Source organism: Mesorhizobium sp. M1399 (assembly GCF_040317735.1).
GTDB lineage: Bacteria > Pseudomonadota > Alphaproteobacteria > Rhizobiales > Rhizobiaceae > Mesorhizobium.
In genome coordinates this window covers 201,429-226,494 of the sequence record NZ_JAMYKZ010000005.1, presented here as the reverse complement: position 1 = coordinate 226,494, position 25,066 = coordinate 201,429, and the positions used below count along the sequence as shown (strand labels likewise).

General features: G+C 61.6%; 27 protein-coding genes and 1 pseudogene. 20 read left to right on the top strand and 8 right to left on the bottom strand.

Translation table 11 applies throughout. The features are described 5' to 3' along the window. Window positions 1-264: 264 nt before the first annotated feature. Window positions 265-1,917, bottom strand: a complete 1,653-nt coding sequence (locus NKH05_RS10425) for a tetratricopeptide repeat-containing sulfotransferase family protein (RefSeq protein ID WP_023718349.1) — start codon at window positions 1,915-1,917, stop codon at window positions 265-267. Between the two features lie 190 nt (window positions 1,918-2,107). Then, on the bottom strand, window positions 2,108-3,760 hold the full coding sequence (locus tag NKH05_RS10420) for a tetratricopeptide repeat-containing sulfotransferase family protein (RefSeq protein WP_023718350.1): 1,653 nt from the start codon (window positions 3,758-3,760) through the stop codon (window positions 2,108-2,110). Window positions 3,761-3,881: 121 nt separating this feature from the next. On the opposite strand from NKH05_RS10420, the gene NKH05_RS10415 reads away from it, so the two are divergent. Next, window positions 3,882-4,988, top strand: a complete 1,107-nt coding sequence (locus tag NKH05_RS10415; RefSeq protein WP_353025359.1) for a pyridoxal phosphate-dependent aminotransferase — start codon at window positions 3,882-3,884, stop codon at window positions 4,986-4,988. A gap of 45 nt (window positions 4,989-5,033) precedes the next feature. Here NKH05_RS10415 and NKH05_RS10410 read toward each other — a convergent pair whose 3' ends face one another. Continuing rightward, the gene (locus NKH05_RS10410; RefSeq protein WP_023718352.1) at window positions 5,034-5,540 is read right to left on the bottom strand and encodes a MarR family winged helix-turn-helix transcriptional regulator; all 507 of its coding nucleotides are present in this window, start codon (window positions 5,538-5,540) and stop codon (window positions 5,034-5,036) included. A 198-nt stretch (window positions 5,541-5,738) separates the two neighbouring features. Between NKH05_RS10410 and NKH05_RS10405 the strand changes: the two genes are divergently transcribed. The 12 genes and pseudogenes from NKH05_RS10405 (at window position 5,739) to NKH05_RS10350 (ending at window position 14,868) form a co-directional block, all read left to right on the top strand. Further along, window positions 5,739-6,017 carry an acylphosphatase gene (locus tag NKH05_RS10405; RefSeq protein ID WP_352494841.1) on the top strand — a complete coding sequence of 93 codons (279 nt, stop codon included), beginning with the start codon at window positions 5,739-5,741 and terminating at the stop codon, window positions 6,015-6,017. Window positions 6,018-6,160: 143 nt separating this feature from the next. Further along, window positions 6,161-6,823 carry a TetR/AcrR family transcriptional regulator gene (locus tag NKH05_RS10400; protein ID WP_352494840.1) on the top strand — a complete coding sequence of 221 codons (663 nt, stop codon included), beginning with the start codon at window positions 6,161-6,163 and terminating at the stop codon, window positions 6,821-6,823. A gap of 48 nt (window positions 6,824-6,871) precedes the next feature. After that, on the top strand, window positions 6,872-8,035 hold the full coding sequence (locus NKH05_RS10395; RefSeq protein WP_352909993.1) for an isovaleryl-CoA dehydrogenase: 1,164 nt from the start codon (window positions 6,872-6,874) through the stop codon (window positions 8,033-8,035). Between the two features lie 82 nt (window positions 8,036-8,117). Continuing rightward, the gene (locus NKH05_RS10390; protein WP_023718356.1) at window positions 8,118-8,510 is read left to right on the top strand and encodes an AbrB/MazE/SpoVT family DNA-binding domain-containing protein; all 393 of its coding nucleotides are present in this window, start codon (window positions 8,118-8,120) and stop codon (window positions 8,508-8,510) included. Further along, window positions 8,507-8,890, top strand: a complete 384-nt coding sequence (locus NKH05_RS10385) for a type II toxin-antitoxin system VapC family toxin (protein WP_023718357.1) — start codon at window positions 8,507-8,509, stop codon at window positions 8,888-8,890. The genes NKH05_RS10390 and NKH05_RS10385 overlap by 4 nt, the downstream gene beginning before the upstream one ends. Window positions 8,891-8,894: 4 nt before the next feature. Further along, window positions 8,895-10,502, top strand: coding sequence for a carboxyl transferase domain-containing protein (locus tag NKH05_RS10380; protein WP_352494838.1), 1,608 nt, complete (start codon window positions 8,895-8,897; stop codon window positions 10,500-10,502). Between the two features lies 1 nt (window position 10,503). Beyond that, window positions 10,504-11,034: pseudogene (locus tag NKH05_RS10375) on the top strand (O-acetyl-ADP-ribose deacetylase). Between the two features lie 89 nt (window positions 11,035-11,123). Then, a complete protein-coding gene (locus tag NKH05_RS10370) occupies window positions 11,124-11,528 on the top strand; it encodes a hypothetical protein (RefSeq protein WP_352909995.1) in 405 nt (134 codons plus the stop codon). A gap of 45 nt (window positions 11,529-11,573) precedes the next feature. Beyond that, complete coding sequence (locus NKH05_RS10365) at window positions 11,574-11,942, top strand: hypothetical protein (RefSeq protein WP_023718361.1); 369 nt, start codon at window positions 11,574-11,576, stop codon at window positions 11,940-11,942. A gap of 36 nt (window positions 11,943-11,978) precedes the next feature. After that, window positions 11,979-12,353: a hypothetical protein gene (locus NKH05_RS10360; protein ID WP_023718362.1), complete on the top strand. Its 375-nt coding sequence runs from the start codon at window positions 11,979-11,981 to the stop codon at window positions 12,351-12,353. A gap of 42 nt (window positions 12,354-12,395) precedes the next feature. Next, on the top strand, window positions 12,396-12,767 hold the full coding sequence (locus NKH05_RS10355) for a hypothetical protein (RefSeq protein WP_023718363.1): 372 nt from the start codon (window positions 12,396-12,398) through the stop codon (window positions 12,765-12,767). Window positions 12,768-12,879: 112 nt separating this feature from the next. Beyond that, window positions 12,880-14,868 (top strand): acetyl/propionyl/methylcrotonyl-CoA carboxylase subunit alpha, encoded by a 1,989-nt coding sequence (locus NKH05_RS10350; RefSeq protein WP_352494835.1) that lies wholly within the window; start codon window positions 12,880-12,882, stop codon window positions 14,866-14,868. Between the two features lie 98 nt (window positions 14,869-14,966). On the opposite strand, the gene NKH05_RS10345 is transcribed toward NKH05_RS10350, so the two are convergent. Together NKH05_RS10345 and NKH05_RS10340 are read right to left on the bottom strand one after the other, a co-directional pair. Then, window positions 14,967-16,088 carry a branched-chain amino acid ABC transporter substrate-binding protein gene (locus NKH05_RS10345; protein ID WP_352494834.1) on the bottom strand — a complete coding sequence of 374 codons (1,122 nt, stop codon included), beginning with the start codon at window positions 16,086-16,088 and terminating at the stop codon, window positions 14,967-14,969. Between the two features lie 378 nt (window positions 16,089-16,466). Further along, on the bottom strand, window positions 16,467-16,733 hold the full coding sequence (locus NKH05_RS10340; RefSeq protein ID WP_010915070.1) for an SEL1-like repeat protein: 267 nt from the start codon (window positions 16,731-16,733) through the stop codon (window positions 16,467-16,469). 456 nt (window positions 16,734-17,189) lie between these two features. Between NKH05_RS10340 and NKH05_RS10335 the strand changes: the two genes are divergently transcribed. The 5 genes from NKH05_RS10335 to NKH05_RS10315 all read left to right on the top strand — a co-directional run bounded on the left by NKH05_RS10335 (window position 17,190) and on the right by NKH05_RS10315 (window position 20,824). Next, window positions 17,190-17,534, top strand: coding sequence for a DUF2147 domain-containing protein (locus NKH05_RS10335; protein WP_023718366.1), 345 nt, complete (start codon window positions 17,190-17,192; stop codon window positions 17,532-17,534). 208 nt (window positions 17,535-17,742) lie between these two features. Then, window positions 17,743-17,895, top strand: coding sequence for a hypothetical protein (locus NKH05_RS10330; protein ID WP_023718367.1), 153 nt, complete (start codon window positions 17,743-17,745; stop codon window positions 17,893-17,895). A 31-nt stretch (window positions 17,896-17,926) separates the two neighbouring features. Further along, complete coding sequence (locus NKH05_RS10325) at window positions 17,927-18,121, top strand: hypothetical protein (RefSeq protein WP_352494833.1); 195 nt, start codon at window positions 17,927-17,929, stop codon at window positions 18,119-18,121. A gap of 83 nt (window positions 18,122-18,204) precedes the next feature. Then, a complete protein-coding gene (locus NKH05_RS10320; RefSeq protein ID WP_352494832.1) occupies window positions 18,205-19,707 on the top strand; it encodes an AMP nucleosidase in 1,503 nt (500 codons plus the stop codon). A gap of 79 nt (window positions 19,708-19,786) precedes the next feature. Next, window positions 19,787-20,824: an endonuclease/exonuclease/phosphatase family protein gene (locus NKH05_RS10315; protein ID WP_353025354.1), complete on the top strand. Its 1,038-nt coding sequence runs from the start codon at window positions 19,787-19,789 to the stop codon at window positions 20,822-20,824. 31 nt (window positions 20,825-20,855) lie between these two features. Here the strand turns inward: NKH05_RS10315 and NKH05_RS10310 are convergent, their stop codons facing one another. The 3 genes from NKH05_RS10310 to NKH05_RS10300 all read right to left on the bottom strand — a co-directional run bounded on the left by NKH05_RS10310 (window position 20,856) and on the right by NKH05_RS10300 (window position 23,531). Further along, window positions 20,856-21,452 carry a DUF922 domain-containing protein gene (locus NKH05_RS10310; protein ID WP_352481881.1) on the bottom strand — a complete coding sequence of 199 codons (597 nt, stop codon included), beginning with the start codon at window positions 21,450-21,452 and terminating at the stop codon, window positions 20,856-20,858. 110 nt (window positions 21,453-21,562) lie between these two features. Continuing rightward, window positions 21,563-23,242, bottom strand: a complete 1,680-nt coding sequence (locus NKH05_RS10305) for an electron transfer flavoprotein-ubiquinone oxidoreductase (RefSeq protein ID WP_352639544.1) — start codon at window positions 23,240-23,242, stop codon at window positions 21,563-21,565. Between the two features lie 106 nt (window positions 23,243-23,348). Then, window positions 23,349-23,531, bottom strand: a complete 183-nt coding sequence (locus NKH05_RS10300) for a hypothetical protein (RefSeq protein WP_198030476.1) — start codon at window positions 23,529-23,531, stop codon at window positions 23,349-23,351. On the opposite strand from NKH05_RS10300, the gene NKH05_RS10295 reads away from it, so the two are divergent. After that, window positions 23,482-24,126 carry a hypothetical protein gene (locus NKH05_RS10295; RefSeq protein ID WP_023718372.1) on the top strand — a complete coding sequence of 215 codons (645 nt, stop codon included), beginning with the start codon at window positions 23,482-23,484 and terminating at the stop codon, window positions 24,124-24,126. The genes NKH05_RS10300 and NKH05_RS10295 overlap by 50 nt on opposite strands. A gap of 37 nt (window positions 24,127-24,163) precedes the next feature. After that, window positions 24,164-25,045, top strand: a complete 882-nt coding sequence (locus NKH05_RS10290; RefSeq protein ID WP_352850251.1) for a uracil-DNA glycosylase — start codon at window positions 24,164-24,166, stop codon at window positions 25,043-25,045. The last annotated feature ends 21 nt before the right edge of the window (window positions 25,046-25,066 follow it).

The window sequence follows — 25,066 nt, the reverse complement described above, 5'->3', positions numbered from 1 at the left end:
TGATTGAGATCGAACCCGGCGGGCCAACCGCCGGGTTTTTCGTATCGGGCGACGCAGCTAACAACTCTCGGTGCATGAATACAGGCTGCCACTGAATACCTATCGCAGGGCTGAGCTGGTCAATTGTAATGCTCGCCGCGCCCGCTTGTCCGAACGTGCAAAAAATGAAGATCTTGGCACGATCTGAAGGGCTGGCCTACAGGATCAACGGATCTCGACAGCAAGTCACCGTCGACCTCGGCCTGCCGAACGCCACCCACTCGTTCAAAGTTCGGCTAGATCTCCCAAGGCGTGAATCAGCGGCTGAATTGTGCTCTCATATTTTTTCCAGCGCTTGACCGATGATGTATAGATCGGCTGCCGCACCTGCCAGCGGCTGGGGGTATTGACCGACCTGTCCTTCTCGAAAAAGCGCAGGCAGGAATCGTCCCAAGGCAAGCCGAGATGATCGATGAGACGGCGCGACTGCGCCTCCTGATCCGCAATCAGCGTCTCGTAGCGGCTTTCGAAAATACGTCCGGGAAAGACCTTATTCCAATGCCGCATCAAGCGATCATATTCACGGTAGTATAGGCCGAGTGTCTCAAGGTCGGCGTTGTAGCCGTGGTCCTTGGTGAAATGCAAGACGAAGCAGGACACGCAATTGTCGATGGCATCGCGCCGGCAATGAATGATGCGCGCGTGGGGAAAAAGAATTCCAATCACTCCGATAAACTCGAAGTTGTGCGGCATCTTGTCGACTATGCGGAGCGCGGCAGGCGCGTGCTGGCGCAGATAAGACAGGTATTCTTCGGCCAGCGCCCTCGACTGATCCCTCGTCATCGACATGATCGAACTGCGCAGGTCCTCATCCGATTGTGTTCTAAAGCCCATCGAGTTCGCGATTCGGCGCAGCTTCGTAAGCTCCCCGGCGCCATGGACGTCCGGATGGCTCGCGCAGATCTGCTCGGTCAGCGTCGTCCCCGACCGGGGCATGCCCAGCACAAACACAGGCACTTCGGATGGACTGCCGTGGCCAGCCTTGGCTTCCAATAGTGACGGGCTGAATATCTCGATCATGGAATCGACACTTCGGCGGTAGTACTCCAGGTCGAAATCGTGACCAGCGGCCTTTTTTGCCTTCTGGAAGTGATCCATCGCCTCATCGTAGCGCTCGAGATCGTTCAGCACTTTGCCTGCAGCGTGATGGAGCTGGGATGCAGCAACCGGTTCGAGCCTGGGATTGGAGAGTTCGCGCAGGATAGAGTCGAGCTCGGCAGGTTTTTCGGTGAACTTTTGCGTGTCGACCAGGTAGTTGTAGGCTGCCCCAACATCGACGCGACGTTCTATTGCCTGATTGAGATAGGCTCTGGCTTCGTCCATGCGACCGAGGCTGGCGAGCGCACCAGCCAGACCAATTCGGACCATGGGATGGTCGCCGTTGATCTTCAGTGCCTTCTCGTAAAGGGGCAAAGCCATCTCGGCCTTGTCGAAGTTGACGTAGGCACGCGCCAGTCCGCAAAGCGCTTCCACCAGATCGGGCTTCAATTCGCAGGCGCGCTGCAGGTGCCTGATCGCAAGCAAGCTGTCGCCAAGCTTCAGACCGGCCTCTCCCAGGCTAAGGTGGAAATACGGATTTTGAGGCGTCTGGCTTACTGCTCGTGCAAAATATTTGAGAGCCAACTCATCGTCGATACCGAGCCCCAGCGTGCCGAGGATGTACAGCGAAAGCGGGTGGTTTGGCGTGCGGGCGAGAACGCGATGGCATAACTCCTCGGCCTCTGGAAGCCGCTTGGCTTGCTGGAGTTCGAGCGCCTGTCGCAACAGCATGTCGTCAGCTTGCGCGCGCGACGGCGGTTTCGCTTTCGGCGGCTGCACTTTCGGCGCCGGGCGGGACTTTATGTGTTTGGACCAAGCGGGCGGCAGTCGGTTGCTCATCATGTCTCGCTAGCAAAATGATCTGGGAGAATCCAGCCTGACGTGCCCGCCCGCCGCAGAACTTGGCAGCCAGGCCGGCAGCTTAGTCTAGCAACCGGTGCCCCGCCGCAATTGCAGCCCCAGCCCACAAACCTGGCGATTCAGATCTCGTGGCCCACACAAATGCAAATTGCCGACTGCAATTCCCGAGTCAAATCTCGGCGAGATCACCGAGCGACTGGATCAGCGGCTGGATTGCGCTCTCATAGTTTTTCCAGCGCTTGACAGATGAACTGTAGATCGGTTGCCGAACCTGCCAGCGACTGGCCGTGTTGACCGATCCCTCCTTGTCGAAGAAGCGCAGGCAGGTATCGTCCCAGGGCAATCCAAGATGATCGATCAGACGGCGCGATTGTGCCTCCTGATCCGCAACCAGCGTCTCGTAGCGACTTTCGAAGATGCGTCCGGGAAAAACCTTGTCCCAATGTCGCATCAGGCGATCATATTCACGGTAGTACAGCCCGAGTGTCTGCAGGTCGGCGATGTAGCTGTGTCCCTTGGAGAAATTCTGGAAAAAACACGAGAGGCAATTGTCGATGGCATCGCGACGACAGTGAATAATCCGTACATTGGGGAAGAGAAGCCCTATGAGACCGATCAGTTCGAAATTCCGGGGCATCTTGTCGACGATGCGAAGCGCGGTCGGCGCACGCTCACGAAGATAGGACAGGTGCTCCTCGGCCAGCATTTTGGATAGGTCGGGGGTGATCGGAACGATCGATTGGTCCAAGGTCCGTGCCGAAACCTTCGTGAGGCCGATAGCATTTGCGGCTCGCCTTATCTTTTTCAGCTCTCCGGCGCCATGAACATTCGGGTGGCTCGCGCAAATCTGCTCGGTCAGGGTGGTGCCCGATCGGGGCATGCCCAATACAAACACGGGCACTTCCGACGGGCTTCCATAACCCGCCTTGGCGGCCAACATGTCCGGGTTGAAGAACTCAATCGTGGAGTCGATCCAGCGGCGATAGGTCTCCAGATCGAACTTATAGCCGGCGGCCCGCTTGCCTTTCTTGAAATGATCTATCGCGTCTTCGTAGCGCCCAAGGTCGTTCAGCACTTTGCCGGCAGCGTGATGAAGTGTCGTCACACTGTCCGGGTCAAGCTTTGGCTCACCAAGCTCGCGCAGGATGGACCTAAGTTCGGCCGGCTCCTCGGTGAACTTGCGCGTACGCACAAGCTCATTATAGGCGGCGGGCATAGCGATGCGACGTTCGATCGCCTCCTTCAGATAGATTTTGGCTTCATCCATGCGACCAAGACCGGTGAGTGCGCTGGCAAGCCCCGTCCGAACGCGGGGATGATCGCGGTTGATCTTGAGCGCTCTCTCGTAAACCGGCACAGCCATGTCAGCCTTGTCGAATTCGACGTAGGCGCGCCCCAATGCGCAAAGCGCCTCCACCAAATCGGGCTTCAACTCCAGAGCGTGCTGGATGTGCGTGATTGCGGGCGAATATTCGCTTACCCTCAGATAAGCTTCACCCAGACTAAGGTGATAATAGGGGTTTCGGGGCTCCACGCCGACGGCTCGCGCCAAATATCGCAGGGCCATTTCATCGTCGAGCCCGATGAATAGCGTGCCCATGATATACAAAGCCAAGGGATGGTTGGGCGTGCGCTCCAGCACGCGACGGCACAGTTCCCGAGCCTCGGCCAACCGCTTGGCCTGCTGCAAGCCATACGCCTGTTTCAGCAGCGCATCGTCGGCCTGCACGCGCGTCAATGGTTTCGCCTTCGGCGGTTCCACTTTCGGCGCCGGGTGGGACTTTATATGCTTGGACCAGGCGGGCGGCAGTCGGTTCCTCATCATGTCTCGCTAGCAAAATGATCCGCGAGAATCCAGCCTGACCGTCGCCGCCGTTCGTGGAACTTGCGCAGGCCCAGCCGGCAGGCTAGCAAAGAAGGCCCTTTTTGAACGAGCCTTTGCCATGCGCCCTCCCCTTACGCCGCTCATCGACGCGCTTCCCTCTACGGTGCCGTTTGTCGGCCCTGAGGCGCAGGAGCGTGATCGCGGCCGCGGCTTTCGCGCCCGCATCGGCGCCAATGAGAGCAGCTTTGGCCCCTCGCCGCGGGTCGTTGCCCGCATGGCCGAGATTGCCGGCGACATGTGGATGTATTGCGACCCCGACAATCACGATTTGAAGGTAGCCGTGGCCCGACATCTCGGTATCGGCGCCGAAAACGTCGTCGTCGGCGAAGGCATAGACGGGCTGCTCAGCCTGGTGGCGCGCATGTATGTGGCGCCCGGCGACGCGGTGGTGACCTCGCTCGGCGCCTACCCGACCTTCAACTTTCACGTCGCCGGCGTCGGCGGCCGGCTGGTCGCAGTGCCCTACGAGAACGACCGAGAAAACCTCGACGGCCTGCTGGCGGCAGTGGCCAGGGACAAGGCGCCGCTGGTCTATCTGTCCAACCCGGACAATCCGATGGGCAGTTGGTGGGAAGCGGCCGAGCTCAGCCGCTTCCTCGAGGCCTTGCCGGAGACCACAATGCTGGTGCTCGACGAGGCGTATGGCGAATTAGGGCCAGCCTCAGCGATGCCGCCGATCGATGTGGCGCGGCCGAACGTCATCCGCATGCGCACCTTCTCCAAGGCCTATGGGCTAGCCGGCATACGCTGCGGCTACGCGGTGGCCGAAGCCCAGGTGATTCGCGACTTTGAGAAGATACGCAACCATTACGGCGTCAGCCGCATGGCGCAGATCGCCGGCGTCGAGGCGCTTGCCGATCAGGCATGGCTGGAGAGCGTGGTGGCGCGGGTCGCCGCCGGCCGCCGGCGCATCGCCGGAATAGCCGAGGCGAACGGGCTGAAGCCGCTGGCTTCGGCGACCAATTTCGTCACCATCGAGTGCGGCCGCGACGGCGCTTTCGCGCTGAAGGTGCTGCAGGCGCTGTTGTCGCGCGACGTGTTCATCCGCAAGCCGATGGTGCCAGTGCTCGATCGCTGCATCCGGGTCAGCGTCGGCCTCGATCACGAGCTCGACATTTTTGCCGAGGAACTGCCGGGCGCACTGGCCGCAGCGCGGGGGAATTGAGGCGCCAAAAGGGGCGACGGAGCACCACGACCTCCAGTACCGCCGCTACTTCTCCCCACCACCAAGCAGGCGCGTGACCCGTTTCAAGGCGTCCGATAATTCGGCAGCCGCGTCATCGGCGAGGCTGGCCGTCAGCCGGGCGAGATCGCGATCCGTCGCAGCCTGAAGCCTGGCGAGTTCCGCACTTCCGCGAGCGGTTAGCGACAGGATGCGTCTGCGCCGATCGGCTGGGTCAGTGCGTATCTCGGTCAGGCCAGCGGCGGCGAATCTCCTCAGTATGCGTGTGACATAGGCCGGATCGAGCCGGAGTTCGGCGGCGATTTCGGAGGCTGCCGGTCCGAGACCGAGGTGGAACGCCCGTGCCAGAAACCCAGCCTCACCGCCGCTATTGGCGGCAGCGCGGAATCGGTCGCCCAATTCGAACAGCAGCCGCGCCTCGCCCAGCGTATAGGCGCTATGCGTCAAGGTCAGGTCGAGCAGCCCGATCAGGCGCGTGTAGAAGCGATTGAAGCAACGTATCTCCGCGACAAGGGCATTCCGATCGGCCGGCATGTGGACCTCCTTCGGGCTGATCGCTCCTAAGGACCATGATGATCTATTATTTGACTTAGTCAATCATTCGATGGAGACGCCGCCTATCTCGCACGTGAAGCTGGCGGATAGCGATCGGCAGAGAGACCTTCGATGCACGTTGCCTGGTTGAATTTGCACAGCGATGCGCCAGACTCGACTCAGAAGATGGAGAGCGCGATGGCCGACCGGACGGTGCAGGTACGCATATACGGCAAGGTGCAAGGCGTCAGCTACCGGGTCTGGGCGCGGCGCGAGGCGTCTGGACTTGGCCTTGCCGGTTGGGTGCGCAACGAAGTTGACGGCTCGGTGACAGCCTCGATTGCAGGTGCCGATGCGGCGGTCTCGACAATGATCGAACGTCTCTGGCAAGGGCCGCCAGGGGCAGCAGTTTCGAAGGTCGATGTCGAGGAGATCGAGGCACGCAACATGTCCGCGGGTTTCACGATCGTTGCCTAGCAAGGCATGATCCTGCTCATTCGCTTCCATCGCACAAAATCTCCAGGGTGCAGATAGAGCAAACCTGAAGCCATTGCCTTACCCGAACACACTCCTTGAATTAATTGAACGTTTGTTTTATTGTTCTGAAAAGGCGGCTTGTCATGGCGCGTACGACCGGTTCCGACGGAGAGAAGACCGAAGCTGCGGTCCGGGAGGCGGCGGTCAGCCTGATTGCGCGTCTCGGCTACGAGGCGATGTCGATGCGCCAGCTGGCGGCCGAGGTCGGCGTCCAGGCAGCGGCGCTTTACCGCTATTTCCCGACCAAGCAGGACCTTCTGTTCACGCTGATGCGCGAGCATATGGAAGGCCTGATCGAGGCGTGGCGCACAACACGCCCTGTCGGCGCCGATCCGGCAGCGCGGCTCGCCGCCTATGTTGAAAACCACATCGCTTTCCACGTCGAACGCCGCCATTCCACCCATGTCTCGAACATGGAGCTGCGCAGCCTGTCGCACGAAAGTCTCACGCAGATCCTGCGCATGCGCACCGCTTACGAGAAGGAGCTGCGCGCCATTCTGCGCGACGGCGTCGAAGCGGGCTTGTTCAGCGTCGAGGACACCGGGCTCACCGCCATGGCGCTGATCCAGATGATGACCGGCGTCATCGTCTGGTTCCGGCCGGGCGAACGGCTGTCGATCGCCGAAGTCACCGCTACATATCTAGCAATGACAATGCGCCTTGTTGGAGCAAAGAGCGATGGCGCGAGGACGAGCCACGGCACCGTGCGTCCATTCGAGCGCGCAAAGGACGCTGTAGCACTTTGATTTCGCGCATGATCCCGATTTTCGCGGTCGTGCGCCGGGAGGAACGGCATGTACACGCAGACGCTCAACTTCGGGCTTGACGAAGACATCGAGGCGCTGCGCGATCTGGTGCGGCGCTTCGCCCAGGAGAAAATCGCGCCGATAGCCGCCGAGATCGACCGCTCGAACGAATTCCCGGCACATCTGTGGGCGGAGCTCGGCGGGCTCGGCCTGCTCGGCATCACCGCCGATCCCGATTTCGGCGGCAGCGGCATGGGCTACCTCGCCCATGTCGTGGCGATGGAGGAGATTTCGCGCGCCTCGGCCTCGGTCGGCCTCTCTTACGGCGCCCATTCCAACCTCTGCGTCAATCAGATCAACCGCTGGGCGACGCAGGCGCAGAAAGAAAAATATCTGCCTTCGCTCTGCAGCGGCGAAAAGGTCGGGGCACTGGCGATGTCGGAATCGGGTGCCGGCTCAGATGTCGTGTCGCTGCGCCTGCGCGCCGAAAAGCGCAATGATCGCTACGTGCTCAACGGCACCAAAATGTGGATCACCAACGGGCCGGATGCCGAGACGCTGGTCGTCTACGCCAAGACCGATCCGGAACTCCATTCGCGCGGCATCACCGCTTTCATCGTCGAAAAGGCTTTTGCCGGTTTTTCCGTTGCGCAAAAGCTCGACAAGCTCGGCATGCGCGGCTCGAACACCGGCGAGCTGGTGTTCGACAATGTCGAAGTGCCGTTCGACAATGTGCTGCACGAGGAAGGGCGCGGCGTCGAGGTGCTGATGTCAGGCCTCGACTACGAACGCGCCGTGCTTGCCGGCGGCCCGATCGGCCTGATGGCTGCGTGCCTCGACGTGGCGATCCCTTACGTGCACGAACGCAAGCAGTTCGGCCAGCCGATCGGCGAGTTCCAGCTGGTGCAAGGCAAGCTCGCCGACATGTATGCGACGATGAATGCGGCGCGTGCTTACGTCTATGCCGTAGCCGCCGCCTGCGATCGCGGTGAGACGACGCGCAAGGACGCCGCCGGGTGCGTGCTGTTCGCCGCCGAAAAGGCGACGCTGATGGCGCTCGACGCCATCCAGCTTTTGGGCGGCAACGGCTACATCAACGATTACCCTACCGGCCGGCTGCTGCGCGACGCCAAGCTCTACGAGATCGGCGCCGGCACCAGCGAAATCCGTCGCTGGCTGATCGGGCGGGAAATCATGGCGGAGGGCGCCTAATGGCATTCTTTTGAGATTTGCCAGAAGCCGCACGATATGGCATACTTCTGGACATATGCCATAAATACAAGCGAGACGGACCTTGGCGGGCAGAACGGGAAAGTCCGGATTTGATGAAGATCCGCAAGCACAGTTCGATGCTGGCGCCCGCAAAACGCGGCTTCGGGTTCCGGCGAAACGCGAGCGCGTCAAGCTTGGCGAGGGCGGGCGCTTCGTCATCCCTGCTGCGATGCGCGAGGAGATGGGCGTGAAGCCTGGCGAGGACATGATCCTTCATGTCGAAAACGGCGAGTTGCGGGTAAGATCGTGGCTGCAGAATCTGCGACGCGTTCAGGCCGAATTGTCGGCGCTGAAACAGCCCGGTGAAAGCGTCGTCGACGAATTTCTGAAGGAGCGGCGGGAAGAGCAGCGTCGAAGCGACAAGCGTCTCGACCGGCTTCACGCCGAAGGGACGACAGGAAAGCGGGTGAAATGAAGCCCTACGTCATGGACAGTTCGGCGGCGCTCGCAATCCTGCTCAACGAGCAAGGCACCGAGAATGCTTTGGGGTTCGCGCCGGATGCACAATGCAGTTCGGTCAATGCGGCCGAGATCATTGCCAAGCTGATCGACAAGGGACGCAGCTTGGAACAGGCTGCCGACGACCTCGGAAGTCTCGGCATGCCGATCGCCGTTTTCGACCAAGCGATGGGCATCGCCGCCGGCCAGCTTCGCCAACTGACGCGGCATCGCGGCTTGTCGCTGGGCGATCGGGCCTGCCTGGCGCTGGCGATTCGCGAGAACGCCATTGCCGTCACCGCCGATCGCGACTGGGGCGACCTGGATGTCGGCTGCAAGATCGAGCTGATCCGGTAGCGCCATGGCCCCCCTCACCTCGCAGATCTCGCCCGTCTCCGATATTTTCCGCGCCAATGCCGAGCGCATGCGGGCGCTGGTCGCCGATATTGCGGAAAAGGCTGCTACGGTCGAACACGGCGGCTCGGAGGAAGCGCGTGAGCGGCATGTTTCGCGCGGCAAGCTCCTGCCGCGGCAACGTCTTGCCCAATTGCTCGATACCGGCTCGCCCTTCCTCGAGATCGGCCAGTTCGCGGCGTGGTCGATGTATGGCGAGGACATCTCCTCGGCCGGCCTCATCGCCGGCGTCGGCCGCGTCGAAGGCACCGAAGTCATGGTCGTCGTCAATGACGCCACGGTGAAGGGCGGCACCTATTATCCACTGACGGTGAAGAAGCATCTGCGTGCACAGGAGATCGCATTGCAGAACAATCTGCCTTGCGTCTATCTGGTCGACAGCGGCGGCGCCAATCTGCCCAATCAGGACGAGGTGTTTCCCGACCGCGATCATTTCGGCCGCATCTTCTACAACCAGGCCAACATGTCGGCCGCCGGCATTCCGCAGATCGCCTGCGTCATGGGTTCATGCACGGCCGGCGGCGCCTATGTGCCCGCGATGTCGGACGAGACAATCATGGTGCGCAACCAGGCGACCATCTTTCTCGGCGGGCCGCCGCTGGTGAAGGCGGCCACCGGCGAGGACGTCACCGCCGAGGACCTCGGTGGTGCCGACGTGCACACAAGGCTTTCCGGCGTTGCCGATCACTATGCGCTCGACGACGAACATGCGCTGGCAATATGCCGGCGTATCGTCAAAAACCTGAATCGGAACAAGACTGTAAGCCTGGCCCTGAAGAAATCGATTCCGCCGCTTCACGATCCACATGAACTCTACGGCATCGTACCGACGGATTTGCGCCAGCCTTACGACGTGCGCGAGGTGATCGCCCGCATCGTCGACGGCTCCGAGTTCGATGAGTTCAAGCAGAATTACGGCACCACGCTGATCACCGGCTTCGCCCACCTCAGCGGCATGCCGGTCGGCATCGTCGCCAACAATGGCGTGCTGTTTTCGGAAAGCGCGCTGAAGGGCGCGCACTTCATCGAGCTGTGCTGCCAGCGCAAGATCCCGCTGGTCTTCCTGCAAAACATCACCGGTTTCATGGTCGGGCGAAAATACGAGGCCGGCGGCATCGCCAAGGATGGCGCCAAGCTGGTCATGGCGGTCGCAACGGCCAAGGTGCCGAAGGTGACCGTGATCATCGGCGGCTCGTTCGGCGCCGGCAATTACGGTATGTGCGGACGCGCCTATTCGCCACGCTTCCTGTGGATGTGGCCGAATGCCCGCATCTCGGTGATGGGCGGCGAACAGGCAGCAACGGTGCTGGCCGTCGTCAAGCGCGAAGGCATCGAGCGCAAGGGTGGCGAGTGGAGCGTCGAAGAGGAAGCCAAATTCAAGAAGCCGATCCTGATGAAGTACGAGCATGAAGGGCACCCGCTCTATTCGTCGGCAAGGCTCTGGGACGACGGCATCATCGATCCGGCGAAGACCCGCGAGGTGCTGGCGCTTAGCCTGTCGGCCGCGCTGAACGCCGGGATCGAGGAGACCCGGTTCGGCGTGTTCAGGATGTGAGATGAGCGCAGTCGGCCAGAGGATTCGCGTTCACACCGGCGACATCACGAAGCTGGCGGTCGATGCCATCGTCAATGCCGCCAACACCTCGCTTCTCGGCGGCGGTGGCGTGGACGGCGCCATTCACCGCGCGGCCGGCCCCGAGCTTGAGTTCGAATGCCGGATGCTGAATGGCTGCAAGGTTGGCGAGGCAAAGCTCACCAAGGGCTACAGGCTGCCGGCACGCTACATCATCCACACGGTCGGACCGGTCTGGTAAGGCGGCGGTAAAGGAGAAGCCGAGCTGCTCGCCTCCTGCTATCGCCGGTCACTCGAAATCGCCGCCGCAAAGGACTGCCGGACGGTGGCGTTTCCAGCGATCTCGACCGGTGTCTACCGCTATCCTAAGGATCAGGCGACGCAAATTGCTGTCGGTACCGTGAGTGCCTTCATCGGCCAGAATATCGTTCCGGAAACTGTCATTTTCTGCTGCTTCGACGAGCCGACGGCCGAACTGTATCAGCGGGTCGTTGCTGCACTCGGCAGGGTGTGACCCTGCGCGGGCGACGAACCCGTCCACACCTCCAGACCAATTTTTTTGCTTCTTCATCTGGCCAGCCGAAAGAATCACGGCTATTGGTCATGTCAAATACCAATGGGGATTGGGCGAAGATGAAACGGCGGCTTTTCAAGGAAACAACTGCGTCTATACTTGCGGGGTTGCTTATATTAGCGACGCCTGGCGCCAGTGCAGCGGCGTCGCTGGCTGGGAAAGTCGGCGACAAGCGTTCCTTCGTGTATCTCCCTCAGCAAGGCTCGGAAGGCAATTGCAGGCAGGCCTACAACGCCTATGTGGCTGCGGCCGGTCATTCCGCCTACGCATCGACCATCACCGGAGCAAGGGTCCTGTATTTCGTCTGCGGCGTGCACATTAACGCACCGTCCCAGAAGGCTGCCGAAGCGCTCGCGCTTAAGTCATGCGAATCCGGTCGCAAGAAGTTCAAAGTGGACATGGTCGGCGGCTGCGGCGTAGTCGCTTCCAAGTAGCTTTCGGCATCAAAGCGCCAGATAGCAATGGGGGATAGGGCGAAGATGAGACTTCAGCTTTTTCAGAAAACAACTGTATCCATATTTGCAGGGTTGCTCGTGTTGGGGGCGCCCGGTATCGGAGCAGCGGAGTCGCTGGCGGGAAGCAAGGGCGACAGCCGCTATCCCGTCTATTTCGCACCTGGCTCGACGGGAGGCTGTCAGAAGGCATACAGGGCCTATGTGGCGACCGGCAGCCATTCCGCTTATGCGTCGACTCCATTCAATTGGGCGACCGAGTTCATGATTTGCGCGCGTGCAAATGCAACGTCGCAAAAGGCTGCAGAGGCGCAGGCGCTGAAATCCTGCCAGTCAGCCAAGAGGAGCTACAAGGTCACAACCGCGGGAGCTTGCAGCATCGCTGCCTCCAAGTAGGAGATGCTGTTGGCGTTCGCTCTTCCAGGGGGAAAAATGACACCGAGACACGTCAAAAGTACAATCGCTTCGATACTTGCCGGCTTTCTTGTATTCACGGCACCTGGCATAGGAACGGCGGAATCGCTGGCGGGAAGCAAGGGCGAGACCCGTTTCTACCCCTATTTGCCGAAGAATCCGAAGGATCCATGCACCATGGCTTACAAGGCCTATGTAGCGGCCGGTGGCCATTCGGCCTATGCAAGCACTCCGTATTCCCGGGTGCGTTCGCTGTACATCATATGCGGCTCGCGCTTGAATGCACCATCACAGCAAGCTGCCGAAGAGTTGGCGTTAAAATCCTGTCAGGCCACCCGCAACAGTTATAAGGTTACGACAGGCGGAGGCTGCGAAATAGCCGCCTCCAAATAGCTGAATATCTGCCAGTCTTGGGTTTTTCAAATGGGTTGGGCAATGAAATCTTTATCCATCAGGCGAGCAACCATATTGGTACTTGCACTGTTCGTGGCCTCTGCACCGAATATTGGCGCCGCCGAATCGCTAGCTGGAAGCAAGGGCGACGTCCGTTTCTACCCGTATTTGCCGGCAACCGCGGATCGGCCGTGTACCAAGGCATATAAGGCGTATGTGGCGGCCAGCGGCCATTCAGCCTATGCGACCACTCCGTATTCCAGAGTGCGTTCGTTGTACATCATGTGCGGCTCGCGCTTGAATGCGCCCTCGCAAAAGGCTGCCGAGGATATGGCTATGAAATCCTGCCAGGCCACCCGCAGCCATTACAAGGTCACGACCGGTGGAGCTTGCGAAATCGCGGCCTCCAAGTAGGCAGGCCTCGCTTGCCTATCCTTTGACGGCCAGATTACAAAGCGGGGTATTGCCGCAGCTCGCGTGAAGAGAATTCGCGCCGTTGGCGGCGAGCTCTGCCTGTGGAGGCCCGATGTTCGCCAAGATCCTGATCGCCAACCGTGGCGAGATCGCCTGCCGGGTGGTCCGCACGGCACGCAGGATGGGTGTGCGCAGCGTCGCCGTCTATTCTGACGCCGACGCTCGCGCCTTGCATGTCGAGACGGCGGACGAGGCGGTGCATATCGGTCCCTCGCCTGCCGGCGAAAGCTATCTGCGGGGTAACAAGATCATCGCGGCGGCCTTGGCCACGGGTGCCGAGGCCATTCATCCGGGCTACGGCTTTCTCTCGGAAAATCCCGACTTCGTCGACCAGGTGGTCGCGGCGGGGCTGATCTTCATCGGGCCGTCGGCGGCCTCGATCCGCGCCATGGGATTGAAGGACGCGGCTAAGCGGCTGATGGAAAAGGCCGGCGTGCCGGTGGTGCCGGGCTATCATGGCGAGGCGCAGGAGATCGTGTTGCTCGCCTCCAAGGCGCGCGAGATCGGCTACCCCGTATTGATCAAGGCGCGCGCCGGTGGCGGCGGCAAGGGCATGCGGCGCGTCGAGCATCCCGATGATTTTTCGGAAGCACTGTCTGGCGCGCGGCGCGAGGCGAAGGCCGCCTTCGGTGACGACCGCGTTTTGGTGGAAAAATATGTCGACAAGCCGCGCCACATCGAAGTGCAGATATTCGGCGACAGTTTCGGCAATGTCGTGCACCTCTACGAGCGCGACTGCTCGGCGCAACGCCGCCACCAGAAGGTGATCGAGGAGGCGCCTGCCCCCGGCATGACGCCGGCGTTGCGCAAGGCGATGACCGAGGCGGCGGTGAAGGCCGCCAAGGCAATCCACTATTCCGGCGCCGGCACCATCGAGTTCATCGTCGATGCCTCGCAAGGTCTGAAGGCCGACCGTTTCTGGTTCATGGAAATGAACACCCGCCTGCAGGTCGAGCACCCGGTCACCGAAATGGTCACCGGCATCGACCTGGTCGAGTGGCAGTTGCGGGTGGCCTCCGGCGAAAAACTGCCGAAGACGCAGAGCGAGGTCGCGCTCTCCGGCCACGCCTTCGAGGCGCGCATCTATGCCGAGGACGCAGCAAGAGGGTTTTTGCCGGCGACCGGCACCTTGCACCATTTAAAATTTCCGCAACCGGCGCCCGAAGGTGCGAGCATGCGCATCGAAACCGGTGTGCGCGCCGGCGATGCGATCTCGCCGTCTTACGATCCGATGATCGCCAAGCTGGTCATCCATGGCAAGGACAGGCGGACGGCGCTCACGGCACTCGGCGCGGCGCTGTCGCAGACCGAAATCGCCGGCTCGACGGTCAACACCGCCTTTCTTGCCGCGCTGGCCGCTGATGCGGATTTTGCGGCGGGCGATGTCGATACCGACCTGATCGCCAGGCATCAGCAGGCGCTGACGGCGGTTCCGCCGCCGAGCGGTGAGACGATTGCCGCTGCGGCACTTGCCGCGTCTGGTGCGGGCGACTTGCCGTCCTCCGACGATCCCTGGTCGTCACTGGCCGGCTATGCGCATTTCCACGCGGTGGCGCGGCGCACGCTGCTGAGATTTGGCGAGCAGGGGATCGTCGCGCGCGTATCGGTGCGGCCGGACGGGCGGTTCGAGGTGGCGCTGGATGCCCCCTATGACAGCGCCAATTCGCATGATCTCCGCGCCGCGCCTCGCCTCGCCCGCTGGCCGGGCCACGTCACGGTCTTCGAAGGCGCCATCGGCTACGGTTTTGCCGTGCCGGATCCGCTGGCGCGGGCCGACGAAGCCGCAGCCGCTTCCGGCAGCCTGCGCGCGCCAATGCCGGGACTGGTCAAATTGGTTCGTGCTGGCAAAGGCGAGGCCGTGATCAAGGGGCAGCCGCTGCTGATCCTGGAGGCGATGAAGATGGAGCACACCATTGCCGCCCCCCATGACGGGGTAATCGCCGAAATCGCTGCCGAAGGCGCGCAGGTCACCGACGGAACCGTGCTGGTTCGCTTTGCCGAGGAACCACAGCTGACTGCTGTTTCCCTATCCACGAAGTGATCTCGAACGCGTCACAAAGGCATCGCCAAGAACAACATGGCCGGGTTTGACCCCGGCCATGTTCGATTACACCAGCGCAGCTTGCGGCGCCGCGGCCATTACGGCTGGATCGGGGCGTATTTGCCGTCGTGCCACTGGTTGATGTCGTAGCTGGCGTTCTTGAGGTCGCCTTTCTCGTCGAAGGTGACCGGACCGACAACCGTGCTGATCGGCTGGCCGTTCTTCAACGCTTCAGCGACCTTGGCCGGGTCGTCGCTGCCGGCGCGCTTGATGCCTTCGGCGAAGGCCTGGATCACCGCATAGGAAAACAGCGTGAAGCCCTCCGGCACGAAGCCGCCGGCCTTGATCTTGGCGATGGCTTCCCTGGCTTCGGGCTTCGCCTGCGGATCCGATGGGAAGACGAACATGGTGCCTTCACCGGCCGGACCGGCAACCTGCCAGAATTCCGGCGAAGCGATCGAGTCCGGCATGATCAGCTGGAACTTGAGGTTCTGCTCCGCCGACTGGCGCAGGATGAGGCCCGCTTCGGGATGATAGCCGCCGAAATAGACGACATCAGCTTTCAGCTCCTTGAGCTTGGTAACAAGCGCGGAGTAGTCCTTCTCGCCGGCGTTGATGCCCTCGTAGAGGATCTCCTTGAGACCGTTCTGGTTCATCGTTGCCTTGACGGCATCGGCCACACCCTGCCCATAGGCGCTCTTGTCGTGCATGATGACGACGTTCTTGCCGGCATATTTCTTGGCGATCCATGGACCGATGAAAGCGCCCTGCGCATCGTCGCGCGTATAGAGGCGCATGATCGTCGGCCAGCCAGCCTTCGCCGCTGCGTCGGTTAGCACCGGGTTCGAGGAAGCCGGACTCATCATCAGCGCGCCGGCTTCGGCGTAGACAGCGGAGGCCGGGATGCTGGAGCCCGAGCAGGCGTGGCCGTCGATGAACTTGACACCATTGGCGATGATGCGGTTGGCGACCGAAACCGCCTGCTTCGGATCGCACTGGTCATCCTCGATGTCGAGCTTGATCTGACGGCCATCGACACCGCCAGCCGCGTTGATCGCGTCAGCGGCGGCTTGCGCGCCCTGCTTGAACTGATCGCCGATGGTGGCAAGCTGACCGGTCATCGGTCCGACCACCGAAAAGGTGATGTCGTCGGCGAAGGCGACCGGCGCGGTCATCATCAGGCCAAATATGGCGGCGCTCAAAATACTGAATTTCTTCATGGTGACACAACTCCTCCACTCTCGCGCGACCGTCCCGGCCGCGCCTCTTCCAGAGTGGCGGGAGAATTTCATCCTTCACCGGAGCTGTCTAGGCGCATCGTCGGCACTCGATTGGGCCTGCAACACGCGGTCCCAAAGACAAAGCCGCGCCAGCCTTGTTCCGGCCGGTCGCGGCTTTTGTCATGAGCTTCCCAACGCAGCCGCGCCAGGACCCGCTCGCCTTCCCTGTCTATTGCTCAGCGGCTGCCGTGTTCTTGATCTTCTTGGCCCTGCCGTCTTGCGCGGCCTTGATTTTTCGGGCCTAACCGTCTGCGCGGCTTTGACCCGAAGCGTCCCTGTCGTGAACTCAGTACCCCCGTGAAGTCGACGTTGACGAATTCAGTGCATCGTCATCCATTCGCGGGCTTCGCGGAGCGCCTTGGCGATCTCGACCTTCGACATGGCGGCCGACAATTCAGAGCGCAGTTCCGCGGCGCGGGCCGAACCCTTGATCGCGGCGATATTGAACCATTTGTGGGCGGCGACGACATCGGTCTCGCAATCGCGGCCGGTCGCATACATCATGCCCAACTCGAAAAGAATATCGGCCTGGGCAGTTGCCCCCATGGCGCCGAAGCCGGCTTCAAGCATTTCAAAACGTGCCATTTCAAATCCCCTGTTCTGGCTCCCGAGAGGTGTCTCCGTCTGTCCCTCGGTGTCCTTGACTACCTTCGGGGCGGCTCTCTTTCGATGCTTTCGAGAATGCCGCGGAGGCTTGAATCCGTCGTTAAATGGCGTGCTTAATTTGAGGAAAACAAAGCTAAAACAAGAGGTAAACGCGAAAATTCGTTAAGGATACAAAGCCAGCAATCGCGCCGGTTTGCACAAAATTTGAAGAAAACTTGCGAGGCGCGGATCAAGACTCCGCTAACCACGGAACACAAAGACGTGTGCGGCCCGTTTCATTTTTCGCCGGCGCGGCCGTTCGGGAGCGGGCAAAAACCCGCAACCCTTCCGTCGCGGCACCGCTTTTGTTTTTCCGAGAGCTGGACTAGCTTACGTTTGCGTAAGGGGCAGACGGCCGGGGCGGAGCCCGATTGACTTGCCTGAGGGAGGAGAGACATGTTTCGACAAGTGAGCCTGGCCCTCGCGGCCGCAATAACGATGACCGGCGCGGCATGGGCCGATCCGATCGAAGGCAATTGGAAAACGCAAGCCGGATCGACTGCCGCCATTTCGGGTGGCGGCGGGGCATTTTCGATTACGCTCAAATCCGGCAAATTTGCCGGCAAGAACATCGGTTCACTGAAGGTGGCCGGCGACAACAAATATGCCGGCACGATAACCGACCCGGAAACCGACAAGACCTATTCGGGCAAGGCGTCGCTTTCCGGCAGTTCGCTCAAGATGAGCGGCTGCGTGCTCGGCGGGCTGATCTGCAAGAGCCAGACCTGGCATAAGCTCTGATCGAGCCCTTCCTGCCGGGATGAGCGGGGCCAGTTGGCCCCGTTTTCATGTTATCGGTCTCGCAGCCACGGCGTCGCCACCGGTCGCTGCTTTCAAGGCGGCCCGTCCAGAGATCATCAACCATTTTGAACCCCAGATGAACGCCGGCATCAGAGCTGGTTCAGCCGGGGCAAGGCATTGTCATGCGTGTTGAAGGAGACACCGCGCAATGCTTGCCCGCCGCTTCACCATCGTCTGCCTGCTGATGAGCCTGTTCGGCATGTTGTTCGCTGTCCTTGTCGCCGAAGCCGGCCGTCCGGCCCGCGCCTGGGACGTCGCCATTTCCTGCCGGCTCGGTTGCCCGAACCAGCTTCGCCACTGAACCCGACAGCGAGAATCTAGAAAACCACGCCATGACCCACCTCACCGCCAACGTCCTCAAGACCCTTCGGCTTCTGCCGCGGACGGCGCTCATCCTAATGCTTCTGGCGGCCCCGGTTCTGGCCGTACCGACGATGCGCGCCGATGCCGGTTCGACCATCGAGGCGCCTGCGCTGAGGAAGTCCGGTCTCGGCTTTGTGCTGCTGGTCAGCCTGCGGCGCGGTTGAATCGCAGGAAAGAAAACGCCCAACAGCGTTCTGAGACCGCCTTACCCCCTCCCAACCGCGCGCCCAACTCTCTATATTGGGTCATGGAAAAGCGAATCTATCCCCAAGCCATTGAATCGGTCGTCACGCCGGAGCCGTTTGGCCGACAGAGCTTCAACGACGCCAAGAAGGCGGTCGCCGCCCTGCAGGTGCTTTACGACCGCAATACCAAGTTCCTGCGCGATTCATTTGCCGCGCTCGCCGCGGGCGGCGACAACAACAAACGCTACCGGGCCTTCTATCCGGAGATCGGCGTCACCACGAGTTCGTTCACCCAGATCGACTCGCGGCAGGCCTATGGCCACATGCCGACGCCGGGGCATTTCTCGACCACCGTCACCCAGCCTGCCCTTTTCGAAAGCTATCTCACCGAACAGCTTCGGCTGATCATGCGCAACCACGGCGTTCCGGTCACGGTTTCGGAATCGACCACTCCCATCCCGCTGCATTTCGCCTTTCTCGAAGGCACGCATGTCGACGGCACTGCTGCCGAGCGCATTAAACGGCCGATCCGTGACCTGTTCGACGTGCCGGATCTCGACGGCACCGACGACCAGATCGCCAACGGCACGTTCGAAGTGGCATTGGGCGAGGCACGGCCGCTGGCACCGTTCACCGCGCAACGGATCGACTATTCGCTGCATCGGATGTCGCATTACACCGCGACCAGTCCCCAGCATTTCCAGAACTTCGTGCTGTTCACCAATTACCAGTTCTATATCGACGAATTCGTCGCCCGTGCACGCGATTTGATGGCCAATGGCGGTGACGGATACGTCGAGTTCGTCGAGCCGGGCAATATTGTGACCAAAGTCGGGGACAGCGCGCCCGGTGAGGGTGCCGCGCCGCCTCGCCTGCCGCAGATGCCGGCCTATCATCTGAAGAAGCCGAACCATGGCGGCATCACCATGGTCAATATTGGCGTTGGCCCTTCCAACGCCAAGACGATCACCGACCATATCGCGGTGCTCCGGCCGCATGCCTGGGTGATGCTCGGCCATTGCGCCGGTCTGCGCAACACGCAGGCGCTGGGGGATTATGTGCTGGCGCATGCGTATGTACGGGAAGACCATGTCCTCGACGACGACCTTCCGGTCTGGGTGCCGATTCCGCCGTTGGCTGAAATCCAGGTGGCGCTGCAGGAAGCGGTCGCCGAGGTCACCGGGCTTTCCGGCTACGACCTCAAGCGCATCATGCGCACCGGCACCGTCGCCACCATCGACAACCGCAATTGGGAGTTGCGCGACCAGCGCGGGCCGGTGCAGCGGCTGTCGCAGTCGCGGGCGATCGCGCTCGATATGGAATCGGCGACGATCGCCGCCAACGGCTTTCGCTTCCGGGTGCCCTATGGCACGCTGCTTTGCGTCTCCGACAAGCCCCTGCATGGCGAATTGAAGCTGCCTGGCATGGCGACCGAATTCTACAAGCGGCAAGTGGCGCAGCATTTGACCATCGGCATCAGGGCGATGGAGAAGCTGGCCGAAATGCCGATGGAGCGGCTGCATTCGCGCAAGCTCAGGAGCTTTTCGGAAACTGCCTTCCAGTAGCTGCCGATCGCATGTGTCGGTCCACGGCAGGACGTTTCGTCATCTTGATTGAGCCGCATTTCTGCCGATAGACAAAGCGATGGCACGTGTTCGAGACATGACGGTTGCACTGGCGTTCGTCGCAATGCTTGCACTCTCGGTCGCGCTGGTGGCCGGGTTCTTCGGATCGCTGCATCCGGCCTTCGATTCTTTTGCTCATTTCCGCGTTCATTTTGCCTTCTTGATGGCGCTTTGCGCGCTGCCGCTGCTCGCCACCTCGTTTCGCCTGCAGGCCGCCGCCGGATTGCTGTTTGCGGTGGCCGCCTTTGCCACCACGTCGAATGCCTTGCCGCTTTCGCGGCTATGGCAGGTGCAGGCCGCCTACGACGCCAGGCCCGGCGGCGAGGCGGACTACCGCCTGCTGCAGATGAACCTCAGGTTCAACAATCCAACGCCTGAGAAGGTGCTGTCGCTGATCGGCCGGACCCAGCCTGATGTGATCACCCTCGATGAGGTGTCCGAAATGTGGAAGGCAAAGCTTGGGCTGCTGTCCGGCGCTTATCCCTACCGGATCCTCTGCCCGTATCCCAATGGCGTGTTCGGCGTTGCGCTGCTGTCCAGACGACCGTTTGCCGCGGGCACAGAGCCGCACTGCGACAGCCGCGGCGCGATGGCAATCGCTACGGTCGATTTCGGCGGAACCGACGTCGATGTCGCCGCCATCCACCTCACCTGGCCATGGCCGCACAACCAATCACGGCAGATTGACGGACTGTCGAACGAAATCGTCTCGCTTGGCGAGACGTCGATCCTGGCGGGCGACTGCAACGCAGCGCCATGGAGCGCCGCTGTCCGGCGCGTCGCATCGCTTGGCAAGCTGACTGTAATGCCATCGGTCGGGCCGACCTGGCTCTACAGAAAGCTGCCGGATTTCCTGCGCTTCGCCGGACTGCCGATCGACCAGGTTTTCAGCAAGGGCGCTATCGCCATCCGTTCGGCGTCGACCCTTGGGGACACCGGCTCAGACCATCTGCCGGTGCTGGTGGAATTTTCGCTGCGCTCGGGTGGACAAGAGCCGCTCGACGAGCACCAGACGGCGACCGCACTTGCGGCGCTGCCTGGCGGGGCCCGAAGCTGAAAATCCGCAGTCCAATCTCTACCCTGGCTTATTATTGGCCCACAAAAGCGCGGATGAGGTGCTCGACGGGGCCGCCGTCGCGATGCTCGCGCGCATCGAAGGCCTTCTGCTTTGCTTCATATTCGGCATAGATGGCATTGATCCGGCGCTTTGCCTCGCGACGTGCCTCGAAACAGTGCGGGTCATCACCGACTGTCAACCCTCGAACCGACTTTTCGGTGGCCCGCATCATCTGTCTGGCGATGCGGCCATGGGTCTCTTCATGGGCGCGGACGCCAGCGAAGAACCGCTTCCACCGCTTCTGCAGTGCCGGCGACGTGGCTGAGGCTAGTTTGGGATAGGTATAGAAGAGATTGAGCGTCCCGTTGGCCTGGCGCAGGCGGCAGACGCCGTTTTCCGTATAGGCGTCGAAGGTCCAATCATCGACGCTGTAGCCGGTCTGCGCGATGGCGTGGGTCATGAAGCCGTGCTTCGGCCCACTGCGATCCATGGCCTCGATCAGGGCCGCGCCGGTGGTTCCGGCAATGTTATAAGTTCGTGTCTTGACCAATACTTTAGTGTCGGCCAAGGCTAAAGGGGTGCACAACGCCCCGATCGCCACAGCGCTCGTCAGAACTGCCAGACGCATTTTCCTTCCTCCCTGTCGTCACAGAAAGGAAACACAGGCAGGCGGTCTATTCAACAATCCTATGGTTGCGCTGCTCCTCATCTTGTTTGGTCCGGAGCAAACCTTGTGACTTACATGTTCTGGTAGACCGGGCCCTCGCCGCCCTGTGGCGGCACCCAATTTATGTTCTGGTTCGGGTCCTTGATATCGCAAGTCTTGCAGTGCACACAGTTCTGCGCGTTGATGACGAAGCGCACATCCTTGGCCGCAGGATCGGCGGCGGCATTGCCGTCCTTGTCGACCCATTCGTAGACGCTAGCCGGGCAGTAACGCGTCGAGGGCCCGGCATAGACGTCATGTTCGGAGCGCTTCTGCAGGTCCATGTCGGCGACGAGCAGATGCACCGGCTCGTTTTCCTCGTGGTTGGTGTTGGACAGGAACACCGACGACAGCCGGTCGAAGGTCAGCACCCCGTCCGGCTTCGGATAGGCGATCTTCTGGTGCGCGGCGGCCGGTTCCAGCGTGGCGTAGTCGGCCTTGCCGTGCTTCATCGTGCCGAAGGGCGAGAAGCCGAACAGCGTGTTCAGCCACATGTCGAGCCCGCCAAGGCCGACGCCGACAATGGTGCCGAAGCGCGTCCATAGCGGCTTGACGTTGCGCACTTTCTTCAGATCCTTGCCGATGTCGGTGGCGCGCCAGGCGGCCTCGTAGGAGGCCAGCTCGTCATTGGCGCGGCCGGCGGCTATCGCATCACAGACATGCTCGGCGGCCAGCATTCCGGAGAGCACGGCATTGTGCGAGCCCTTGATGCGCGGCACGTTGACGAAGCCGGCCGCGCAGCCGATCAGCGCACCGCCGGGGAAGGACAGTTTCGGCACCGACTGCCAGCCACCTTCGGTGATGGCGCGGGCACCATAGCCCAGCCGCTTGGCGCCCTCGAAGGTGCCGCGGATCGCCGGATGGGTCTTGAAGCGTTGGAACTCGTCAAAGGGCGACAGATAGGGGTTCTTGTAGTTCAGGTGAACGACGAAGCCGACTGCCACCTGATTGTCCTCGAGATGGTAGAGAAAGGAGCCGCCGCCGGTCTTCATATCGAGCGGCCAGCCGAAGGAATGCTGGACAAGGCCCGGCCGGTGGTTTTCCGGTTTGACCTGCCAGAGTTCCTTGAGGCCGATGCCGTATTTTCCGGGCTCACGACCGTCGGAAAGGTGATATTTGGCGATCAGTTGCTTGGCCAGCGAGCCGCGCGCGCCCTCGCCGATCAAGACATATTTGCCCATCAGCGCCATGCCCGGCGCAAAGCCCGGGCCGTGCGTGCCGTCCTTCTCGACGCCCATGTCGCCGGTGACGACGCCGGTGACCGCACCGGCCTCGTTGTAGAGCAGGCCGACCGCGGCAAAGCCCGGATAGATCTCGACGCCCAGCGCCTCGGCCTTTGTCGCCAGCCAGCGGCAGACATTGCCGAGCGAGACGACATAGTTGCCGTGATTGTTCATCAGCGGCGGCATCAGGATATTGGGCAGACGGAACGAACCGGCGGGGCCGAGAACCAAGAAATGGTCGTCGGTGACCGGTGTCCTGAAGGGATGACCCTCCTCTTCGCGCCAACCCGGCAACAGCCGGTCGATGCCGATCGGATCGACGACGGCGCCGGACAGGATGTGCGCGCCGACTTCGCCGCCCTTTTCCAGCACGACAACGGAAAGCTCGGGATTGACCTGCTTGAGACGGATCGCGGCGGCGAGGCCGGCCGGGCCGGCGCCGACGATGACCACGTCGAATTCCATGCTTTCGCGTTCGATATCGCTCATCGACCCCTCACTGGCTCGCTATTCCCGGCATCTTGCTGGCTCACGCGCTGCATAGCGCATCAAATAGCGACGGGAAACCGGCGCGGACGTGACAATACCGATTTCGTCAAAAAGTCGCGTCCTGCCGCACAGATTCGCGGTGGCGAGCACCAATCTTCAATCCTATTCCGTTTGTAGAGATATGTCGCACTGATGTTTTTAATTGTTCGACGGCTTGCTTATCGGCCATACTTCCCGCCATGCGCATATTCGGGCCGGCTGGCTTTTCATCGACGCGCTTTTTTTTCACGCCCGGCCGGATTTGCCGTGCGGCGTTCTTGGCGCTTCTGCCGCTGGCGGCCGTTGATGCCCGCGCCGACCCACGACTGGTCTGGGCGACCGGCGCCTACTCCTTTTCCGACGAGCGCGGCGGCTTCCGCATCACCGGGGCTTCGGGCGTCGGCACGAAGGAGGATCCGCTCGTCATCACCGAAGAGCTGAATTCAGCGACGCCGGTAACGCTGGCCATTCGCACGACCAAGCCGATCCAGCCGTTCGGCAAGGCTGGAGACTTCGCCAATGGGCTGATGTACATGCGCATCGACGTGCTCAACAATAGCGGCCAGGCCTGGGTCGAGTTCCAGTTCGAACTCCAGGAGATCCTCGACCAGCCGAGCGTGTTCGGCGACGGCCTGTCGTTCGACCAGCGCAACAAAACGCCCGAAAATATCTGGTCGAGCAGCTACGCCGATTTCGACCGCAATTTCGAACCGTATGACCGCCTGCTGTTCAAGAACGGCAAGATCGACCCGCTGAAGACCGCCAGCTTCTATTTCCTGATCACCGACTACACGCCGCGCTGGACGTTCTATCTGGTGCAGGATCCGCGCATACCGTCGAGCTGAACTTGCAAATTCAAGCTCCGCGGCCGAATGTGAAACCATGACTGCCGCCCCCCACAATAACCGAGCCGATCTCGCCGAGCTGCTGGCCTTCTACGCCAGCGCTGGCGTCGATGAGGCACTTGAAGAACAGCCGGTAAACAGGTTTGCAGAAGCCAGGCCGCCGGAGCGGGTACCCGCGGCGGCCGCTCTGCCGGCCGGTGAAAATGCGGCGCCGCAACGCTCGACGAGCGTGTCGCGCGCCGAAATGGGCGAGAGACCGAATACGGCCCCGGTTGTGCGAATGCCCCCGGCCACCGCAACGGTGCCCGACGAGGCGCAGGCAGCGTTAGCGCGGCAACTGGCGAGGTCGGCGGCAAACCTCGACGAGCTTCGCCAGCACATGGCGGCATTCGACGGCTGCAATCTCAAATTCACGGCCAAGAACCTGGTGTTCGCCGACGGCAATCCGACTGCCGAGGTGATGCTGGTCGGCGAAGCGCCGGGCCGCGACGAGGACATAGAGGGCCTGCCGTTCGTCGGCCGCTCTGGCCGGCTGCTCGACCACATCCTGGCCGCGATCGGTCTTGATCGAAATTCAGTCTACATCGCCAATGTCATTCCCTGGCGGCCACCGGGCAATCGCACGCCCACGCCGCACGAGACCGAGATATGCCGGCCGTTCATCGAACGGCAGATCGAGTTGGTTGCTCCGAAAGTGCTGGTCAATCTCGGCGGCCCGTCGGCAAAGACCCTGCTCAACACCTCTGAAGGCATATTGCGGCTGCGCGGCAACTGGCGCGTCCACACGACCCCATCCGGCGTCGCAATTCCCGCCATGCCGACCCTGCATCCGGCCTATCTCCTGAGGACGCCGGCGCACAAGAAGCTGGCGTGGCGGGATTTCCTCGAAGTGAAGGCGAAGTTGCGGGCGCTGAGTTGAGGTTCGCGCGCCTCTTCCTTC

Excerpts from the sequence above, each read along its gene's own strand:
- NKH05_RS10415 (WP_353025359.1), top strand. The coding sequence starts at position 3,882 with ATGCGCCCTCCCCTTACGCCGCTCATCGACGCGCTTCCCTCTACGGTG.
- NKH05_RS10420 (WP_023718350.1), bottom strand. The coding sequence starts at position 3,760 with ATGAGGAACCGACTGCCGCCCGCCTGGTCCAAGCATATAAAGTCCCAC.
- NKH05_RS10320 (WP_352494832.1), top strand. The coding sequence starts at position 18,205 with ATGGAAAAGCGAATCTATCCCCAAGCCATTGAATCGGTCGTCACGCCG.
- NKH05_RS10290 (WP_352850251.1), top strand. The coding sequence starts at position 24,164 with ATGACTGCCGCCCCCCACAATAACCGAGCCGATCTCGCCGAGCTGCTG.
- NKH05_RS10410 (WP_023718352.1), bottom strand. The coding sequence starts at position 5,540 with ATGCCGGCCGATCGGAATGCCCTTGTCGCGGAGATACGTTGCTTCAAT.
- NKH05_RS10360 (WP_023718362.1), top strand. The coding sequence starts at position 11,979 with ATGACACCGAGACACGTCAAAAGTACAATCGCTTCGATACTTGCCGGC.
- NKH05_RS10355 (WP_023718363.1), top strand. The coding sequence starts at position 12,396 with ATGAAATCTTTATCCATCAGGCGAGCAACCATATTGGTACTTGCACTG.
- NKH05_RS10350 (WP_352494835.1), top strand. The coding sequence starts at position 12,880 with ATGTTCGCCAAGATCCTGATCGCCAACCGTGGCGAGATCGCCTGCCGG.
- NKH05_RS10405 (WP_352494841.1), top strand. The coding sequence starts at position 5,739 with ATGGCCGACCGGACGGTGCAGGTACGCATATACGGCAAGGTGCAAGGC.
- NKH05_RS10385 (WP_023718357.1), top strand. The coding sequence starts at position 8,507 with ATGAAGCCCTACGTCATGGACAGTTCGGCGGCGCTCGCAATCCTGCTC.
- NKH05_RS10295 (WP_023718372.1), top strand. The coding sequence starts at position 23,482 with ATGCGCATATTCGGGCCGGCTGGCTTTTCATCGACGCGCTTTTTTTTC.
- NKH05_RS10345 (WP_352494834.1), bottom strand. The coding sequence starts at position 16,088 with ATGAAGAAATTCAGTATTTTGAGCGCCGCCATATTTGGCCTGATGATG.
- NKH05_RS10370 (WP_352909995.1), top strand. The coding sequence starts at position 11,124 with ATGTCAAATACCAATGGGGATTGGGCGAAGATGAAACGGCGGCTTTTC.
- NKH05_RS10380 (WP_352494838.1), top strand. The coding sequence starts at position 8,895 with ATGGCCCCCCTCACCTCGCAGATCTCGCCCGTCTCCGATATTTTCCGC.
- NKH05_RS10305 (WP_352639544.1), bottom strand. The coding sequence starts at position 23,242 with ATGAGCGATATCGAACGCGAAAGCATGGAATTCGACGTGGTCATCGTC.
- NKH05_RS10425 (WP_023718349.1), bottom strand. The coding sequence starts at position 1,917 with ATGAGCAACCGACTGCCGCCCGCTTGGTCCAAACACATAAAGTCCCGC.
- NKH05_RS10315 (WP_353025354.1), top strand. The coding sequence starts at position 19,787 with ATGGCACGTGTTCGAGACATGACGGTTGCACTGGCGTTCGTCGCAATG.
- NKH05_RS10330 (WP_023718367.1), top strand. The coding sequence starts at position 17,743 with ATGCTTGCCCGCCGCTTCACCATCGTCTGCCTGCTGATGAGCCTGTTC.
- NKH05_RS10395 (WP_352909993.1), top strand. The coding sequence starts at position 6,872 with ATGTACACGCAGACGCTCAACTTCGGGCTTGACGAAGACATCGAGGCG.
- NKH05_RS10325 (WP_352494833.1), top strand. The coding sequence starts at position 17,927 with ATGACCCACCTCACCGCCAACGTCCTCAAGACCCTTCGGCTTCTGCCG.
- NKH05_RS10400 (WP_352494840.1), top strand. The coding sequence starts at position 6,161 with ATGGCGCGTACGACCGGTTCCGACGGAGAGAAGACCGAAGCTGCGGTC.
- NKH05_RS10335 (WP_023718366.1), top strand. The coding sequence starts at position 17,190 with ATGTTTCGACAAGTGAGCCTGGCCCTCGCGGCCGCAATAACGATGACC.
- NKH05_RS10365 (WP_023718361.1), top strand. The coding sequence starts at position 11,574 with ATGAGACTTCAGCTTTTTCAGAAAACAACTGTATCCATATTTGCAGGG.
- NKH05_RS10310 (WP_352481881.1), bottom strand. The coding sequence starts at position 21,452 with ATGCGTCTGGCAGTTCTGACGAGCGCTGTGGCGATCGGGGCGTTGTGC.
- NKH05_RS10340 (WP_010915070.1), bottom strand. The coding sequence starts at position 16,733 with ATGGCACGTTTTGAAATGCTTGAAGCCGGCTTCGGCGCCATGGGGGCA.